This is a genomic window from Mycolicibacterium novocastrense (assembly GCF_001499835.1).
Taxonomy (GTDB): domain Bacteria; phylum Actinomycetota; class Actinomycetes; order Mycobacteriales; family Mycobacteriaceae; genus Mycobacterium; species Mycobacterium novocastrense.
Genome location: NZ_LQIH01000014.1, coordinates 40,089 through 56,872 on the forward strand (window position 1 = coordinate 40,089; position 16,784 = coordinate 56,872).

16 protein-coding genes are annotated in these 16,784 nt (G+C 68.0%); 14 read left to right on the forward strand and 2 right to left on the reverse strand.

Going from position 1 to position 16,784, the window contains the following annotated elements:
* Positions 1-21: 21 nt before the first annotated feature.
* The 8 genes from AU072_RS12925 to AU072_RS12960 all read left to right on the forward strand — a co-directional run bounded on the left by AU072_RS12925 (position 22) and on the right by AU072_RS12960 (position 9,839).
* A complete protein-coding gene (locus AU072_RS12925) occupies positions 22-669 on the forward strand; it encodes an ABC transporter permease (protein WP_064414137.1) in 648 nt (215 codons plus the stop codon).
* Positions 666-1,868, forward strand: coding sequence for an ABC transporter ATP-binding protein (locus AU072_RS12930; RefSeq protein WP_064414138.1), 1,203 nt, complete (start codon positions 666-668; stop codon positions 1,866-1,868). Before AU072_RS12925 ends, AU072_RS12930 begins: the two co-directional genes overlap by 4 nt.
* Positions 1,865-2,635, forward strand: a complete 771-nt coding sequence (locus AU072_RS12935) for an ABC transporter permease (RefSeq protein ID WP_064414139.1) — start codon at positions 1,865-1,867, stop codon at positions 2,633-2,635. Before AU072_RS12930 ends, AU072_RS12935 begins: the two co-directional genes overlap by 4 nt.
* Positions 2,632-3,597, forward strand: a complete 966-nt coding sequence (locus AU072_RS12940) for a glycine betaine ABC transporter substrate-binding protein (RefSeq protein ID WP_064414140.1) — start codon at positions 2,632-2,634, stop codon at positions 3,595-3,597. Before AU072_RS12935 ends, AU072_RS12940 begins: the two co-directional genes overlap by 4 nt.
* A 62-nt stretch (positions 3,598-3,659) precedes the next feature.
* Positions 3,660-5,123 carry a flavin-containing monooxygenase gene (locus AU072_RS12945; protein WP_064414141.1) on the forward strand — a complete coding sequence of 488 codons (1,464 nt, stop codon included), beginning with the start codon at positions 3,660-3,662 and terminating at the stop codon, positions 5,121-5,123.
* Positions 5,124-5,478: 355 nt separating this feature from the next.
* Entirely contained in the window at positions 5,479-9,060 is a 3,582-nt protein-coding gene (gene cobN / locus AU072_RS12950; RefSeq protein ID WP_064414142.1) for a cobaltochelatase subunit CobN, read from the forward strand.
* A gap of 9 nt (positions 9,061-9,069) precedes the next feature.
* On the forward strand, positions 9,070-9,450 hold the full coding sequence (locus AU072_RS12955) for a PPOX class F420-dependent oxidoreductase (RefSeq protein WP_064414143.1): 381 nt from the start codon (positions 9,070-9,072) through the stop codon (positions 9,448-9,450).
* Between the two features lie 2 nt (positions 9,451-9,452).
* Entirely contained in the window at positions 9,453-9,839 is a 387-nt protein-coding gene (locus AU072_RS12960; RefSeq protein WP_064414144.1) for a PPOX class F420-dependent oxidoreductase, read from the forward strand.
* On the opposite strand, the gene AU072_RS12965 is transcribed toward AU072_RS12960, so the two are convergent.
* On the reverse strand, positions 9,823-10,530 hold the full coding sequence (locus AU072_RS12965) for a dienelactone hydrolase family protein (protein ID WP_064414145.1): 708 nt from the start codon (positions 10,528-10,530) through the stop codon (positions 9,823-9,825). The genes AU072_RS12960 and AU072_RS12965 overlap by 17 nt on opposite strands.
* A gap of 47 nt (positions 10,531-10,577) precedes the next feature.
* Here AU072_RS12965 and AU072_RS12970 point away from each other — a divergent pair, with 47 nt between their 5' ends.
* Genes AU072_RS12970 through AU072_RS12985 form a run of 4 tightly spaced genes read left to right on the forward strand, consistent with a single transcriptional unit; the run spans position 10,578 to position 15,090 of the window.
* Positions 10,578-11,084 (forward strand): FxsA family protein, encoded by a 507-nt coding sequence (locus tag AU072_RS12970; protein ID WP_064350082.1) that lies wholly within the window; start codon positions 10,578-10,580, stop codon positions 11,082-11,084.
* A gap of 13 nt (positions 11,085-11,097) precedes the next feature.
* Positions 11,098-12,684: an amidohydrolase gene (locus AU072_RS12975; RefSeq protein WP_064414146.1), complete on the forward strand. Its 1,587-nt coding sequence runs from the start codon at positions 11,098-11,100 to the stop codon at positions 12,682-12,684.
* On the forward strand, positions 12,677-14,317 hold the full coding sequence (gene lnt, locus AU072_RS12980; RefSeq protein WP_064414147.1) for an apolipoprotein N-acyltransferase: 1,641 nt from the start codon (positions 12,677-12,679) through the stop codon (positions 14,315-14,317). The genes AU072_RS12975 and lnt overlap by 8 nt, the downstream gene beginning before the upstream one ends.
* Positions 14,314-15,090 carry a polyprenol monophosphomannose synthase gene (locus tag AU072_RS12985; protein WP_064414148.1) on the forward strand — a complete coding sequence of 259 codons (777 nt, stop codon included), beginning with the start codon at positions 14,314-14,316 and terminating at the stop codon, positions 15,088-15,090. The genes lnt and AU072_RS12985 overlap by 4 nt, the downstream gene beginning before the upstream one ends.
* 92 nt (positions 15,091-15,182) lie before the next feature.
* Here AU072_RS12985 and AU072_RS12990 read toward each other — a convergent pair whose 3' ends face one another.
* On the reverse strand, positions 15,183-15,518 hold the full coding sequence (locus AU072_RS12990; RefSeq protein ID WP_064350208.1) for an RNA polymerase-binding protein RbpA: 336 nt from the start codon (positions 15,516-15,518) through the stop codon (positions 15,183-15,185).
* 125 nt (positions 15,519-15,643) lie between these two features.
* Here AU072_RS12990 and AU072_RS12995 point away from each other — a divergent pair, with 125 nt between their 5' ends.
* Both AU072_RS12995 and AU072_RS13000 read left to right on the forward strand, forming a co-directional pair.
* Entirely contained in the window at positions 15,644-15,985 is a 342-nt protein-coding gene (locus tag AU072_RS12995) for a hypothetical protein (RefSeq protein WP_064414149.1), read from the forward strand.
* A 102-nt stretch (positions 15,986-16,087) separates the two neighbouring features.
* The gene (locus tag AU072_RS13000; RefSeq protein WP_064414190.1) at positions 16,088-16,768 is read left to right on the forward strand and encodes a hypothetical protein; all 681 of its coding nucleotides are present in this window, start codon (positions 16,088-16,090) and stop codon (positions 16,766-16,768) included.
* Positions 16,769-16,784: the final 16 nt, after the last annotated feature.

A 16,784-nucleotide genomic window follows, 5' to 3' on the forward strand; every position in this document is an offset into this window, starting at 1 on the left:
AAGATCGGGTAGCTCACCGCCGTGAGGGCACTGTGGGACTACATCTGGGCCCACCAAGCGCAGCTGGCGTTCGACTCCTACCAGCACGTCAGTGCGGTCGTCCAGAGTGTGCTCATCGCGACGATCGTCGGTGTGGTGATCGGTGTGCTGACCTACCGCAACCCGATGGCCGCCAACCTCGCCACCGCGACCTCCAGCGTGATCATGACCGTCCCGGCGTTCGCGCTGCTGGGCCTGCTGATCCCGTTGTTCGGGCTCGGCGTCGTACCCAGCATCACCGCGCTGGTGCTGTACTCGCTGCTGCCGATCGTCCGCAACACGATCGTCGGGCTCAACGCGGTGGACCCTGCGCTCACCGATGCGGCGCGGGGCATCGGGATGAGCAGGCTCGACACCCTGGCCCGAGTGGAACTGCGGCTGGTGTGGCCGTCGATCCTGTCGGCCATGCGGATCAGCACCCAGATGTCGATGGGCGTGCTGGCGATCGCCGCCTACGTCAAAGGACCCGGGCTGGGGAACCTGATCTTCACCGGGTTGGCGCGGGTGGGCAGCCCGACGGCCCTTCCGATGGCGCTGGCCGGAACGCTGCTCATCGTCATCCTCGCGCTCGCACTCGATGCGGTGCTCGTACTGATCGGCCGCCTCACCACGTCGAAAGGCATTCGATGACAGGGCATTCGAAGGCAGAGAACATCGCGTCGGAGGACACGAGCTCGAACGGCAGCACCGGGGTCCGCATCGTGCTGGACCACGTCTCCAAGGTGTATCCCGGTTCCGACCGCCCCGCGGTGGACGACGTGTCACTCGAGATCCCCGCGGGCGAGATCGTCGTGTTCGTCGGCCCGTCGGGCTGCGGGAAGACGACGATGATGCGGATGATCAACCGGCTCTCGGAGCCGACGTCGGGGACGATCATGATCGGCGACAACGACGCGATGTCGATCCGTCCGACCGAACTTCGCCGCTCGATCGGCTACTCCATCCAGCAGGCGGGTCTGTTCCCGCACATGACGATCCGGCAGAACGTCGGCCTGGTGCCCGGCCTGTTGCGCTGGGACCGCAAACGCATCGCCGAACGGGTCGACGAACTGCTCGACATGGTCGGGCTGGAACCGGGCCAGTACGCCGACAGGTATCCGCGTCAACTGTCCGGCGGGCAGCAGCAGCGTGTGGGCGTTGCGCGCGCGCTGGCCGCCGACCCTCCGGTTCTGTTGATGGACGAACCGTTCGGCGCCGTCGACCCGATCACGCGCAGCACGCTGCAGGATGAACTGCTGCGGTTGCAGGGCGAGCTGCGCAAGACCATCGTCTTCGTCACCCATGACTTCGGTGAGGCCGTCAAACTCGGTGACCGGATCACCGTGCTGGGCAACCAGTCCAAGGTGCTGCAGTACGACACTCCGCAGAACATCCTGGCCAGTCCCGCCGACGACACGGTCGCCGGTTTCGTCGGGTCCGGCGCGTCGCTGCGCCAACTGGGCCTGATGCGGATCAAGGACGTCGAGTTGCGGCCGCATCCTTCGGTACGCCAGACGGATTCGATCGATGATGTCCGGAAGACGTTGGCGGGCAGTGAGTTCGATTGGGCCGTTGTGCTCGACGAGCGTGAGCGCCCGGTCAGTTGGGTGCGGGAGAGCAAGCTCGAGCACGCGACCGCGCTCGCCGACGTCGTCGAATCGCTCGACGTGGTCAGCACGCAGTCCACCCTCGAAGACGCGCTGGAGGCCATCCTCGCCCAACAGCATGCGTCGGCCGTGGTGGCCGGCCCGGGCAGCCGGTACGCCGGTGTCGTCACGCTGGACACGTTGATCGACACGATCACCTGGCTGCGGGCTTCGGCGCAGGCCGACACGGACGGACGACCATGACCGCGGTCACCGATACCGCTCAATCGGCGCGCGCCAATCCGGGCGAGCGCAGACGACTGCTCATCCAGCCCGTCTTGGTGCTGGTCATCGCTGCGGCCGTCGTGTTCTGGGCGTTCAACCGCGACCTCACCGCCACCCAGCAGGAGAACATCAACCCCGGCAACATCGCCACGCTGATCTGGCAGCACCTGTTGATCACCGTGGCGGTCACCGCGATCGTGCTCGCCATCGGTGTTCCGCTGGGAGTGCTGGTCACCCGCCCCGGCGCGAAACTGCTGCGGCCGTTGTTCATGGGCGTCGCCAACATCGGTCAGGCGGCACCGGCGATCGGGCTGCTGGTGCTGCTGTTCCTGTGGACCGGTCGGACCGGGTTCTGGATCGGCGTCCTTCCGATCGCGCTGTACTCACTGCTGCCGGTGCTGGCCAGCACCATCCTCGGCATCACACAGGTGGACCGGTCGCTGGTGGACGCCGGGCTGGGACAGGGCATGTCGCGACGCTCGGTGCTGACGCGGGTCGAGCTGCCGCTGGCGATCCCGTACATCCTGGCCGGACTGCGCACGTCGCTGGTGCTCGCCGTGGGAACCGCAACGCTGAGCTTCCTCGTCAACGCCGGCGGATTGGGCATCCTGATCGACACCGGCTACAAGTTGCAGGACAACGTGACCCTGATCCTGGGCAGCGTGCTCGCGGTGTGCCTTGCCCTGCTGGTCGACTGGTTGGGCGGGCTGGCCGAGTTCTACCTCAACCCCAAGGGCCTTCGATGATCCGCCGGACCATCGTCGCCCTGGCCTGCCTCCTGCTGACCGGGTGCGGCCTGGGCGCGGGCAGCACCGTGCCGCTGAAGGTGGGGCCGGGTTCCATCCAGCCCGTCGCCGCACTCGAGGGAGTGCGAATCACGGTGGGCTCCAAGGAATACACCGAGCAGGTGATCCTCGGTTACATCCTGGAGTTCACGTTGGCCGCCGCGGGTGCCGACGTGCGTGACCTCACCGGCATCGTGGGCTCCCGCAGCACCCGGGAAGCCCAGTTGTCGGGTCAGGTCGACGTCGCCTACGAGTTCACCGGCAACGCATGGATCAACTACCTGGGGCACGAGAAGCCGATCCCCGACAGCCGCAAGCAGTTCGAGGCTGTCCGCGATGAAGATCTGGCCCGCAACGACATGGTGTGGTTGCCGCCAGGACCGATGGACGACACGTACGCGTTGGCCGCCGGCAGGGCGGTCGTCGAACGGACCGGCGTGCGCACGCTTTCGCAATACGCCGAGCTGGTCAAGCGTGATCCGGCGGCGGCGCGTACGTGCGTCGACACCGAATTTCGGGCCCGCCAGGACGGCTTCCCCGGAATGGCGGCGGCCTACGGGTTCGATCCGGGGCGGGCGCAGACGCCGGTACTGCAGGTCGGCATCATCTACCAGGCCACCGCGGACGGCACGCAGTGCGACTTCGGTGAGGTGTTCACCACCGACGGCCGCATCGCCGCGCTCGACCTCGTCGTGCTCACCGACGACAAGCAGTTCTTCGCTCACTACAACCCGTCGGTGACCATGAAACGCGCCTTCTACGAAGCACATCCGCAGATCGCGGAGGTCACCGCGCCGGTGACGGCGGCCCTGACCAATGAGGCGATCATGGAGATGAACAAACAGGTCGATGTGGAGGGCCGCGACCCGAGCGAGGTCGCGCGGGACTGGATGGTGGCCCAAGGTTTCGTCACTGTCCCGTAGCCCCGATTGCGACGACAACCGCGCTGGTCAGGCGTACCCTTCCGGTAGCCGAAGGGGGTCCGATGGCAGACAAACGCGCAGTGAGAATTGCGATCGTGGGCGCCGGCATGTCGGGCATCTGTATGGCGGCCAAACTGCAGGACGCGGGTATCGACACCTTCACGATCTTCGAACAGGCCGACGAGGTCGGTGGCACCTGGCGCGACAACACCTATCCCGGCCTGCACTGCGACGTGCCGTCACGCTTCTACTCGTATACGTTCCGGTCCAATCCCGAGTGGACGCGGCTGTTGCCGCCGGGTGGCGAGGTGCAGTCCTATTTCAAAGAGGTCGCCACAGAACGCGACATCCGAGCCCACATCAGATTCGGCACCCCGGTGACATCGGCGCAGTACCGCGACGGCAAGTGGTGGGTCAGCACCGCCGGCGGCACCGAGGAGTTCGACATTCTCATCACCGCCACCGGAATCCTGCGCGTGCCGCGCTATCCCGACATTCCCGGGCTGGGCACGTTCGCGGGCCCGATGTTTCACTCGTCGCGCTGGGATCACTCGGTACCGTTGCAGGACAAGCGGATCGGACTGATCGGGACGGGGTCTACCGGTGTCCAGATCACCGCTGAACTCGGTGGGAACGTCCGTGGTCTGACGATATTCCAACGCACTGCGCAGTGGGTCTTCCCGTTCCCGAACCCGCGCTACTCGCCGATCACCAAGGCGGCACTTCGGCGCTTCCCGGCGATGAGCCGGCTCGGTTACCGCTTCTGGCAGGCCGTGTACGAGAACTTCTTCGCCAAAGCCATGGTCAAGCCGGGATTCCGCCGCCGGCTGGTTTCGGCGATGTGCCGGTGGAATCTGAACCTCTCGGTGCGCGACTCACAGCTCAGGGGCAAGCTGACGCCGAACTACCAGGCGATGTGCAAGCGCATCGTCGCGGCCGGGCACTACTACCAATCCGTGCAGAAGCCGGGTGTCGACGTCGTCGTCGACCCGATCGATCACATCGCGCCCGAGGGCGTCGTCACCGCCGACGGGACACTGCACGAGGTGGATCTCCTCGTGCTCGCCACCGGCTTCGACGCCCACGCTTATGTGCGTCCGATGGAGATCATCGGCGAGCATGGGGTGTCGCTGGACGAAGCCTGGGCGGACGGGCCCCAGGCCTACCGGTCGGTCGCGGTGCCGGGGTTCCCGAACCTGTTCATGTTGATGGGCCCGCACTCTCCGATCGGGCAACAGTCGTTGGTGATCATCGCCGAGAACCAGGCCGACTATGCGATGTGGTGGATCGAGCGCATCCGCGACGGCGACATCGTCGCCGCGGCGCCGACGGATGTCGCCACGAAGGAGTACAACGAGGAGATGAAAGCCGCTATGCCGCATACGGTTTGGACGACCGGCTGCAACAGCTGGTATCTCGACAAGAACGGCCTGCCCGAGCTGTTCCCCTGGGAACCCGTGCGTCATCGCCGGCTGCTGGCTTCGCCGGTGCCGTCCGACTTCACCGTCCACACTGCGCAAAAGTGACGGCGATCACACTAGAACCTCTAGTGATCCGTGCCACACAAGTCGGTCTCATATCGCCGCTGACGTCGTAAGTTCCGGGTTACTGCACGCGTGTGCAGTAAGCGTCAGGAAGGAACGACGATGTTCGAACTCATCGTGTTCGGTGCTCTTCTGGTCGTACTCATCGCCGCCCTCGGATTGCCTTATCCGCAGAGCACCTACGGCCGCTGGAACCGCCCCTAGCCATCCTCCACAAGTGCCGCGAGCATGAGTGTCTGCTAGCAAGCGGTCGCGGTGGCGCGGAGTGTCGTGCGCAGACGTGCACCGTCGGCGCACGGGGAGTGGGCAGGAAAGCGGCGTGGGGTAGTAATGGGGGGTGGCTCAGCCGTCTCGCGACCCCGCCGTCTTGCTCCTGTCCACCTCGGACACCGACCTGATCACCGCCCGGTCCAGCGGCGCCAACTACCGGTGGGCGAACCCGTCGCGACTGGTGGACGGTGAACTCGGCGAACTGCTGCGCGGTACCGACATTGTGGTGGTGCGCATCCTCGGCGGTTACCGCGCTTGGCAGGACGGTATCGACGAGGTGGTGGCCAGCGGAGTGCCCGCGGTCGTCGTCAGCGGCGAGCAGTCGCCGGACGCGGAGCTGATGCGGCATTCGACCACGCCCGCCGGGGTCGCGCTGCAGGCGCACGTCTATCTGGCTCAGGGCGGCGTTTCGAACCTGCGCCACCTGCACGCGTTCCTGTGCGACACGGTGTTGATGACCGGCTTCGGGTTCTCCCCACCCGAGAGCACGCCCCTGTGGGGAGTGGTGCCCCGAGACGGCGGCGGCGACGGTCCCACGGTCGCGGTGCTCTACTACCGCGCGCAGCACCTCGCGGGCAACACCGCCTACGTCGAGGCGCTCTGTGATGCGATCGAGGATGCCGGTGGCCGTGCGCTGCCGGTGTTCTGCGCGTCGCTGCGCACCGCCGACGCGGACCTGCTCGAGTTGCTCGCGACGGCCGACGCGCTGATCACGACGGTGCTCGCGGCAGGCGGCGCCACCCCGTCGAGCGTGTCGGCCGGCGGCACGGATGACGCGTGGAACGTCGCGCACCTTGCGGCGCTGGATGTCCCTATCTTGCAAGGGTTGTGCCTGACGAGTTCTCGGGCTCAGTGGCAGAACAACGACGACGGGCTCTCGCCGCTCGACGTCGCGACGCAGGTCGCCGTGCCGGAGTTCGACGGACGCATCATCACGGTGCCGTTCTCGTTCAAGGAGATCGACGACGAGGGCCTCACCTCGTACGTGCCCGATCCCGAACGTTGTGCGCGCGTCGCCGGGCTGGCCGTCCGCCACGCCCGGCTGCGGTCGATTCCGGTGCAGGACAAGAGGATCGCGGTCGTCTTCTCCGCCTACCCGACCAAGCACGCCCGCATCGGCAACGCCGTCGGCCTCGACACGCCCGCCAGCGCCATCGCGTTGCTGCGCGCGATGCGCGAGCACGGCTACCGCATCGACCATGTCCCGGGCTTGGACGCCGGCGATGGGGACGCGCTCATCCACGCGCTGATCGAACGCGGCGGCCAGGACCCGGACTGGCTGACCGAAGGGCAGCTCGAGGGAAACCCGATCCGGGTGTCGGCCAACGACTATCGCGAGTGGTTCGCCACGCTGCCCGCCGAGCTCACCGATGCGATCGTCGAGCACTGGGGTCCGCCGCCGGGGGAGATGTTCGTCGACCGCAGCGCCGATCCGGACGGTGAGATCGTCATCGCGGCCCTGCAGGCGGGCAACGTCGTCCTGATGGTGCAGCCGCCACGCGGTTTCGGCGAGAATCCGGTCGCGATCTACCATGACCCGGATCTGCCGCCGAGCCACCATTATCTGGCCGCGTACCGGTGGATCGAGTCGGTGTTCGGTGCCGATGCGGTCGTACATCTCGGCAAGCACGGCAACCTGGAGTGGCTGCCGGGTAAGACGCTTGGCATGTCGGCGGCCTGCGGATCCGATGCCGCTCTGGGCAGCCTGCCGCTGATCTACCCGTTTCTGGTCAACGATCCCGGTGAGGGCACCCAGGCCAAGCGTCGCGCGCACGCCACCCTCGTCGACCATTTGATCCCGCCCATGGCGCGCGCCGAAACCTACGGTGACATCGCGCGTTTGGAGCAGCTGCTCGACGAGCATGCGAATGTGTCGGCACTCGACCCCGGCAAGCTGCCCGCGATCCGCCAGCAGATCTGGACGCTGATGCGCGCCGCGAAGATGGACCACGACCTCGGCCTCGAGGAGCGGCCCGAAGAGGACTCGTTTGACGACATGCTGCTGCATGTCGACGGCTGGCTCTGCGAGATCAAAGACGTTCAGATCCGCGACGGCCTGCACATCCTCGGCCAAACGCCAAGCGGGGAGGACGAACTGGACCTGGTGCTGGCGGTGCTCCGGGCCCGTCAGCTGTTCGGCGGCGAACAGACGGTGCCGGGACTTCGCCAGGCACTCGGCCTCGCCGAGGACGGCCACGACGAACGCACCGCCGTCGATGCCGCCGAAGCGCAAGCCCGGAAACTGGTGGCCGCGCTGCAGGATTCGGGATGGAACCCCGAGGTGGTCGACACGTTGACCGACAACGCCGACGTTGCAGCGGTGCTGCGGTTCGCCGCCACCGAAGTGGCGCCGCGGCTCGCGGGCACGGCAGAGGAGATCACCCAGATCCTTCGGGCGCTCGACGGAGGTTTCATCGCCGCCGGCCCCTCGGGGTCACCGCTGCGCGGGCTGGTCAACGTGCTGCCCACGGGGCGCAACTTCTACTCGGTCGACCCGAAGGCGGTGCCGTCGCGGCTGGCGTGGGAAACCGGTGTGGCGATGGCCGATTCGCTGCTGGCCCGGTACCGTGACGACTACGGCGACTGGCCGCGGTCGGTCGGTCTGTCGGTATGGGGCACATCGGCCATGCGGACCGCCGGTGACGACATCGCCGAGGTGCTCGCCCTGCTGGGTGTGCGCCCCGTGTGGGACGAGGCGTCGCGGCGAGTGGTCGACCTCGAACCGATCGCGCTGGCCGACCTGGGCAGGCCCCGCATCGACGTCACCGTGCGCATCTCCGGGTTCTTCCGGGACGCCTTCCCGCACGTCGTCACGATGCTCGACGACGCCGTGGCGCTCGTGGCCGGACTCGACGAAGCAGCCGAGGACAACTACGTCCGCGCGCACGCCCAGGCCGACCTCGCCGAGCACGGCGACGAGCGCCGCTCCACCACAAGGATTTTCGGCTCGAAGCCGGGCACGTACGGTGCCGGGCTGCTGCAGCTGATCGACAGCCGCAACTGGCGCGACGACGTCGACCTCGCCGAGGTGTACACGGCGTGGGGCGGATTCGCCTACGGCCGCGGTCTGGACGGAGCCGCCGCCAGCGATGATATGAGCCGGCAGTACCGCCGGATCGCGGTGGCGGCCAAGAACACCGACACCCGCGAACACGACATCGCCGATTCCGACGACTACTTTCAGTACCACGGCGGCATGATCGCCACCGTTCGTGCGTTGACCGGCAAGGACCCCGCCGCCTACATCGGCGACAACACCCGACCCGACGCCGTGCGCACCCGCACCCTGTCCGAGGAGACCACCCGGGTGTTTCGCGCCCGCGTGGTCAACCCGCGCTGGATCAATGCGATGCGCAGGCACGGCTACAAGGGCGCGTTCGAGATGGCCGCCACGGTCGACTACCTGTTCGGCTACGACGCCACGGCCGGCGTGATGGCGGACTGGATGTACGAGCGGTTGTCGGCGGAATACGTGCTCGACGACGAGAACCGCAAATTCATGACCGAATCCAATCCGTGGGCGCTGCACGGTATGGCCGAACGGCTTCTGGAGGCCGCCGACCGCGGTATGTGGGCGGCACCCGAACAGGCGACGCTCGACGGATTGCGCAAGGTGCTGCTGGAGACCGAAGGCGACCTGGAGGGCTAGGTTGGTGTCGTGTCTGCCACCTTTGCCGATGTCGCGAAATCCGAATACATCCTGCTGACCACCTTCACCAAGGACGGCAGGGCCAAGCCGACACCCATCTGGGCGGTGCCCGACGGCGACGGCCTGATCGCCATCACGCAGGAGAAGTCGTGGAAGGTCAAGCGGATCCGCAACACCCCGCGCGTGACCATCGCGCCGTGCGACATGCGCGGCAACCCCAAGGGCGAGGCCGTCGACGCCGTCGCGGCTGTCCTGGACAAGTCGGCCAACGGCGCGACCTACGACGCGATCGGCAAGCGCTACGGGCTGCTGGGCAAGACGTTCAACGTTTTCTCCAAGCTGCGCGGGGGAATGAAGAACAACGTGACCATCGAGATCAAGCCGGGCTGACCATGGCCGATACGTTCGGCGACGTCGCCCGTTCGAAGTACATTCTGCTGACCACCTTCACCAAGGACGGCAAGCCCAAGCCCACCCCGATCTGGGCTGCGCCCGAGGACGGCAAGCTGCTCGTCATCACCGACGACGGGTCGTGGAAAACCAAGCGCATCAACAACACTCCGCGGGTGACGATCCAGAAGTCGACGGCGTTGGGCAAGCCGAAAGGCGGTCCGGTGGAGGCCGTCGCCAGGGTGCTGCCCAAGGAGGAGACCCGCCGCGTCTTCGACAAGGTCACCAGGCGCTACTGGTGGCACGCGTGGTGGTGGATTCCGCAGGCACTCTTCCGTGGCGGCATCGACAAGGTTCACATCGGAATCGAGATCAAGCCCGCGGGGTAGCCGTCAGGTGTTCGCCGAAAAATCCGAACACCCGCGCCCAGGCGTCGTTGGCCGCCGCCTCGTTGTAGCCGAACCCGGTGATCCGCAACAGCGGTTGGCCCGGCAGCTTGTTCGCGAAGCTGTGCCCGGCATCCGGATACACCTTGATGTCGGCCGCAATCCCCTTGTCCGCGACCACTTTTCGCAACTTGTCCGCCGCGCCGATGCCGATCGGGTCGCGCCTGCCGAAGCTCGCGACGATCGGGCACGCCCCGGTCAGCGTCTCGTCGAGACGGCGGGGGAGCGGGGTGCCGTAGAACGGTGCCGACGCGCCGAACCCCTGCGGCGACATCACCAGCGCGAACTGCCCGCCCATGCAGAAGCCGGCGATGCCGACCGCGCCCGTGCACTCGGGCAGGCCCAGCACATGGTCACGGGCGGCCAGGATGTCGTCGAGCGCGCGACCGCGCTTGGAAAGCAGTTCGCGGAACACCCGGGTGATGCAGCGGGCGCGGCCACCGCGCGCGTACAGGTCGGGAGTGATCGCGATGTAGCCTGCCTCGGCGATGCGCGCCGATATCGCCTCGTTGTCCGGCCCGTAGCCGATCGCGTCGTGCACGACGACGACCGCCGGCCACGGACCCTCGCCACCCGGCGTCGACAGCAACGCGTCGATCGGACCGCCCGGTGTATCGATCTTGATCGTGGCCACACCGCCAATCTACGGAACCCTCGAGGCCGTCCGGACGTTTACCCCGTATGGCGATGCGGCTGTTTGTCCTCTATGTGGTCATCGAGATCGCGGTCGTGGTGGCCCTGGTGTCGACGATCGGCATCGGCTGGACGCTACTGGCGCTGCTCACCACGTTCGTGCTGGGTTTCGCGCTGGCAGGGTCGCAGGTCAGGCGTCATATCGGCAGGTTGCGCTCGGGCCTGACCCCGGCGACCCTGCACGGTACCGCCGCCGACAGCGTCCTCGTCGCGCTCGGCACCGTGCTGGTCGTGATTCCGGGTCTGGCCAGTTCGGTGGCGGGGGTGCTGCTCCTGCTGCCGCCGACGCGGGCCGCGGGCCGCCCGCTGGTGACCGCGCTCGCCGCGCGCCGGATGCCGCTGATCACCGCCGGAATGGCCGGGTGGGGGGCGGCCACCAACCGGCGTGACTCGGCCACCCAGCACGGTGACTACATCGACGGCGAGGTCGTCGACGTGGTCGACGTCGAACCGCCCGCCGTGGAGCGCCCGCGTCCCACCACCGACGGGCTGTGAGAACCTCCCGTAGGTGACGACCCTTCTGCTCAACGGGCGGGTGCACAGCCCCGCCATGCCCGACGCCACGGCGCTGGCCGTGCGCGACGGTGTGATCGCATGGTTGGGCAGCGACGACGTCGGCCGCAGCCAGTTCCCCGACGCGCAGGTCATCGACCTCGACGGTGCCTTCGTCGCACCCGGCTTCGTCGACAGCCACATCCATCTCACCGCCACCGGGCTCACGCTCGCCGGGCTCGATCTGCGGGCCGCCGCCTCGCTTCAACACTGCCTGCAACTGCTCGCCGACCATGCCCGCAGCCACCCTGACGGTCCGATCTGGGCGCACGGCTGGGACGAGTCGACATGGCCGCAGCGCACCCCGCCCAGCACCGATGACATCGACGCCGTCGTGGGGGACCGGCCGACCTACCTCGCCAGGGTCGACGTGCACTCGGCCGCGGCGTCCACCGCGCTGCGCACGCGGTGCCCGGGCCTGGCCGACGCGGCCGGATACGACCCGCAGCGGCCGCTGACCAGCGACGCCCATCACCTGGTCCGCGCCGCCGCGCGGGCCGGGCTGACCGCCCCACAGCGTGCCGACGCGCGCACCGCCGCGCTCAACGCGGTGGCGGCGCACGGCATCGTCGCGGTGCACGAATGCGCGGGCCCCGACATCGGCGGCCTCGACGACTGGGATGAGATCCGCGCCCTCGACCACGGCGTCGATGTCGTCGGCTACTGGGGTGAAGCGGTCACCACGGCCGACCAGGCACGCGCACTGATCGAACGCACCGGCGCGCGCGGCCTGGCGGGCGACCTGTTCGTCGACGGAGCGCTCGGGTCGCGCACGGCCTGGCTGCACGAGCCCTACGACGACGCGCCCGGCTGCGTGGGCAACACCTACCTCGCCCCCGACGCCATCGCCGCCCACCTGCAGGCGTGCACGGAGGCGGGTATCGCGGCCGGCTTCCACGCGATCGGCGACGCCGCCGTGACCGCGGTGGTCGACGCCCTCGAGTCCGTCGTCGCCTCCTCGGGCGCTCCCGCGGTCGCCCGGTGCGGGCATCGACTCGAACATCTGGAGATGGTCACCTCAGAACAGGCGCACAAGCTCGGCGCCTGGGGTGTGCTCGCCAGCATGCAACCGAATTTCGATGCGCTCTGGGGCGGCGAAACCGGCATGTACGCCCAGCGTCTCGGGCCGCAGCGAGCCCGATCGCTGAACCCGTTCGCGCTGTTAGCATCCCAAGGCGTGCCCCTCGCCTTCGGCTCGGACAGCCCCGTCACCGGGATCGACCCCTGGGCGACACTGCGCGCGGCGACGCGACACCAGACGCCGGGCAGTGCGCTCTCGGCGCGTGCGGCGTTCGCAGCGCTCACCCGAGGTGCGTGGCGCGCCGCCGGCGTTCGAGACGGGTTGGCGGGCACCCTCGTTCCCGGGGCACCGGCCTCGTACGCGATCTGGGAAGCCGACGAACTCGAGGTGAGTGCCCCCGCCGACGCGGTGCAACGGTGGTCCACCGACCAGCGGTCGCGGGTGCCGGCGTTGCCGCGACTCGACGGCCCGTCACCCCGGTGTCGGCAGACGGTCCATCGGGGTGTCGTCATCCATGGCTGAAACTCCCTCGAAGGCAAGGCGGTTCGGTCAGGTGATGGTGGACCGGCTACCACAGCTGGGCGTCGCGATCGTCGCCGGCGTGCTGCTGTGTTTGAGCTTCCCGCCGTTTGGATGGTGGTATCTGGGCTTCGTCGCGTTCGCACTGTTGGCGTGGGTATTGACACGCGAAACCACCACGGTGCGAGGCGGATTCGGCTACGGGTTCCTGTTCGGGGCGGCTTTCTACCTGCCGCTGCTGCCGTGGGTGGGGGCGTTCGTCGGGCCGTTCCCGTGGATCGGGCTGTCGCTCGCCGAGGCGGTGTTTCCCGCGCTGTTCGGGGCGGCCGCTGTGGTGGTTCGCCGGCTCCCGGGCTGGCCGCTGTGGTTCGCCGGGTTGTGGGCCGCGCAGGAGTGGCTCAAGTCGACGGTGCCGTTCGGCGGATTCCCCTGGGGCGTCGTCGCTTACGGCCAGACGGAGAGCCCGCTGCGGTCGATCGCGCAGCTCGGCGGGGCGCCGCTGCTGTCCTTCGCGGTCGTGCTCGTCGGGTTCAGCTTGGCGGCAATGGTTTTCGAGGTCATCCAGTGGTGGCGGCGTGACGATGCGCAGAAAGCCGCACCGCCGGCCGTGGTGGTGCCCGGCCTGTGCATCAGCGCCGTGCTGCTAGTCACTGCGCTGACATGGCCGCACGTGCGCCAGTCGGGTCTGGGCGCCGGCGACGAGCACTCGGTCACCGTCGCCGTCGTCCAGGGCAATGTGCCCCGGCTCGGACTGGACTTCAACGCCCAGCGTCGCGCCGTGCTCGACAACCACGTCCGCGAGACGTTGCGGCTGGCCGAGGACGTGCGGGCGGGGCGGGCGCCGCGGCCGATGTTCGTCGTCTGGCCCGAGAATTCCTCCGACATCGATCCACTGGCCAACCCCGACGCCCATGAGCTGATCTCCTCAGCCGCCGAAGCCATCGACGCGCCGATCCTCGTCGGCGCGGTCGTCGAGGCGCCCGGCGCCACGCCCGAGGAGCCGACCACGACGAACTCGGTGATCGTGTGGAACCCGGGCAGCGGTCCCGGCGAGCGCCACGACAAGCAGATCGTGCAGCCGTTCGGCGAGTACCTGCCGTGGCGCGGGTTCTTCCGCAACTTCTCCGAGTACGCCGACCGCGCCGGTTACTTCGTACCGGGGGACGGAACAGGCGTCGTGCACCCGGCCGGTGTGCCGGTGGGGGTGGCGACGTGCTGGGAGGTGATCTTCGACCGTGCGCCGCGCGAGTCGGTGCGCAACGGCGCCCAAATGCTGGTCGTGCCGTCCAACAACGCGACGTTCACCGAGTCCATGAGCGAGCAGCAACTCGCCTTCGCCCGGCTGCGTGCTGTCGAACACGACCGCTACGTCGTGGTGGCGGGCACGACGGGGATCAGCGCAATCATCTCGCCGGACGGCCGTGAGCTGGCTCGCACCGCGTTCTACGAACCCGCCTACCTGGACGCCGCCGTACGGCTGAAAACCCAGCTCAGCGCCGCGACACGGTTCGGGCCGCTGGTGGAGGGGCTGCTCATCGCCCTCGGCGTGGGCAGCCTGCTCACCGCGATACTGCACAATAAAAGCTTTGTGCGTCGCCGCGTGGGCGGCGGCACCACAGACAGAGGAGCCACATGACGACGGGCCGGGACCCGGGGGAGCGACCCAGCCAGCGCACGCTGGTCATCATCCCCACGTACAACGAGCGGGAGAACCTTCCGCTGATCGTCGATCGCGTCCAGAAGGCGCTGCCCGACGTCCACATCCTGATCGTCGATGACGGCAGCCCCGACGGCACCGGCAGGCTCGCCGACGAACGGGCCCTCGCCGACCCCGATCGCATCCACGTCATGCACCGCAATGCCAAGGGTGGCCTGGGCGCGGCGTACCTGGCCGGGTTTGCCTGGGGGCTCAGCCGCGAGTACTCCGTGCTGGTGGAGATGGACGCCGACGGCAGCCACCCGCCCGAACAGCTGTACCGGTTGCTCGACGCCATCGACGGCGGCGCCGACCTGGTGATCGGCTCGCGTTATGTGCCCGGCGGAGAGGTCCGCAACTGGCCGCGCCGCCGCCTGCTGCTGTCGCGGACCGCCAACGGTTATTCGCGCATCCTGCTCGGCGTCGACATCCACGACATCACCGCCGGTTATCGCGCCTACCGCCGCGAGGTGCTGGAAAAGATCGACCTGAGCGCGGTCGACTCGAAGGGGTACTGCTTCCAGATCGACCTGACCTGGCGCACGATCAACAACGGGTTCGTCGTCGTGGAAGTGCCCATCACCTTCACCGAACGCGAGTTCGGCCAGTCCAAGATGAGCGGGTCCAATATCCGCGAGGCGTTGTTCAAGGTCGCGGAGTGGGGTCTGCGCGGCCGTATCGACCGCGGCCGCGGGGCCCGCGTCACGCGCTGACCCTCACCCCACCCTCCGCGAGTGACCGTGTTCGCACCGCAACACGCCGTGCTTTCGTGGCGTGAAGCGGTCGCTCGCGGTGAACGACGGGGTCAGCCGCGGCGGCGGGCCTTGATGATGTCGAGCCGCTCCTTGAGCAGTTCCTCGAGCTCCTCGATCGACCGGCGCTCGAGCAGCATGTCCCAGTGCGTGCGCGGCGGCTTGGTCTTCTTCGGCTCGGGGGCGTCACCCTCGATCAGGGTGCCTTCCATGCCGTTACGGCACAGCCAGGTGTGGGGGATCTCGGCGTCGTCGGCGAACGGGACGTCGAACTCTTCACCGTTGTCGGTGCGGTACCGCGCGACCTGACGCGGCGCCAAGTCGTGGTTGCGGTCGGTCTCGTAGCTCACGGCTCCGAGGCGACTTCCCCTCAAGACGCGATCAGCCATCGTCAAACACTCCTCGATCAGCGCGTTATTGTCCGAATCATCAACGCCGCAGCATGCTGTGAAGTTCCCGACTCGACCCACCATGATACCGGGAAACCGATGAAGCTCGGTTTACAGTCTGGCCTGTGGCAACCGGGATCAAGAGGCGCGCCCGCCCCGCCGCCTGCCGCTGGTGCGGCCGCGAGGTCGGCGATGCGGGGCTGGGCAGGCGGCGACAGTACTGCAGGCAGTCGTGCCGGCAACGCGCGTACGAACAGCGCGCCGTGATCAAGGGCACGTCGCTGGCCCCTGACGCGGTCGTCCTCACTGCGGACGAGGCCGCTGAGCTCTCTGACCGCATCTACCAGGTCCGATGCGCCGCCGAGGACGTCGCCACAGCGGTCGAGGAAGGCGCCGACACCGTCGAATTGCGCCAACTGTGCGAGGCGCTGATGACGGCGGCCAAGGCGGCCGACGGTTGGCGCTGACAGCTGGATTTCCAGGTATTTCGCTGCGTCGTTGAACCACAATGGGTGCTGGCTCGTCGTGTCGATGACCAGTCAGTTCAGCCCGAATGGACCACCATGACCGTGAAGAGATGGACCCGCATCCTGTTCGTGAGTATCAGCGCGACGCTCGCGTTCGGCTTCCTGACCGCATGCTCCGGCGGCTCGTCGGTGGAGTCGACGACGACGGCGGAGGCCCGGCCGTTTCCGCAGACGGCGCGCTACGTCGCGGACATGAAATCGCCCGACGGCAAGCCGATGACCATCGGCATCTCCGTCGACGGCGGTGAGCTCGCCGCGTACGCCTGCAACGGCAGCGATGACGAAGCTTGGTTCTTCGGCAATCAGACCGACGGCAAGATCGACCTCACGTCCAGGTTCCGCGACACGCTGACCGCGCAGTTCGACGGCGCCGACGTCGAAGGTGACCTGACCATGAACGGGATCACCTACGCATTCACCGCGGCACCGGTGGGCGGTGAGGCCGGTGTGTACACCGCCGGCGTCGACGGCGTGCGCGCGGCATGGGTGGTCCGCGAGGACGGCTCGGCCGTCGGTGTGCAGCTCAACGGGTTCAGCGGCACGCTCGACCAGGCCGACATCCAACAACTCAACGACGCCCAGTTCCGCGCCGAGGTCCGCAACAAACGCCAGCTGCAACAGGCGCAGCAGATCACCCGCCTGTCGAACGGGGCGATGAGCTCCAGGATCAACGGTAGGGACGTCACCCCGACCCTCGTCACGGGTTCGTTCCGCTTGAACTGACAACCCAATCCCCACA

Bases quoted from the DNA above. Each gene is read 5' to 3' on its own strand.
- AU072_RS12930 (WP_064414138.1), top strand. From the start codon at position 666: ATGACAGGGCATTCGAAGGCAGAGAACATCGCGTCGGAGGACACGAGC.
- AU072_RS12935 (WP_064414139.1), top strand. From the start codon at position 1,865: ATGACCGCGGTCACCGATACCGCTCAATCGGCGCGCGCCAATCCGGGC.
- AU072_RS12940 (WP_064414140.1), top strand. From the start codon at position 2,632: ATGATCCGCCGGACCATCGTCGCCCTGGCCTGCCTCCTGCTGACCGGG.
- AU072_RS12945 (WP_064414141.1), top strand. From the start codon at position 3,660: ATGGCAGACAAACGCGCAGTGAGAATTGCGATCGTGGGCGCCGGCATG.
- AU072_RS12960 (WP_064414144.1), top strand. From the start codon at position 9,453: ATGGCCGATACGTTCGGCGACGTCGCCCGTTCGAAGTACATTCTGCTG.
- AU072_RS12970 (WP_064350082.1), top strand. From the start codon at position 10,578: ATGGCGATGCGGCTGTTTGTCCTCTATGTGGTCATCGAGATCGCGGTC.
- lnt (WP_064414147.1), top strand. From the start codon at position 12,677: ATGGCTGAAACTCCCTCGAAGGCAAGGCGGTTCGGTCAGGTGATGGTG.
- AU072_RS12985 (WP_064414148.1), top strand. From the start codon at position 14,314: ATGACGACGGGCCGGGACCCGGGGGAGCGACCCAGCCAGCGCACGCTG.
- AU072_RS12990 (WP_064350208.1), bottom strand. From the start codon at position 15,518: ATGGCTGATCGCGTCTTGAGGGGAAGTCGCCTCGGAGCCGTGAGCTAC.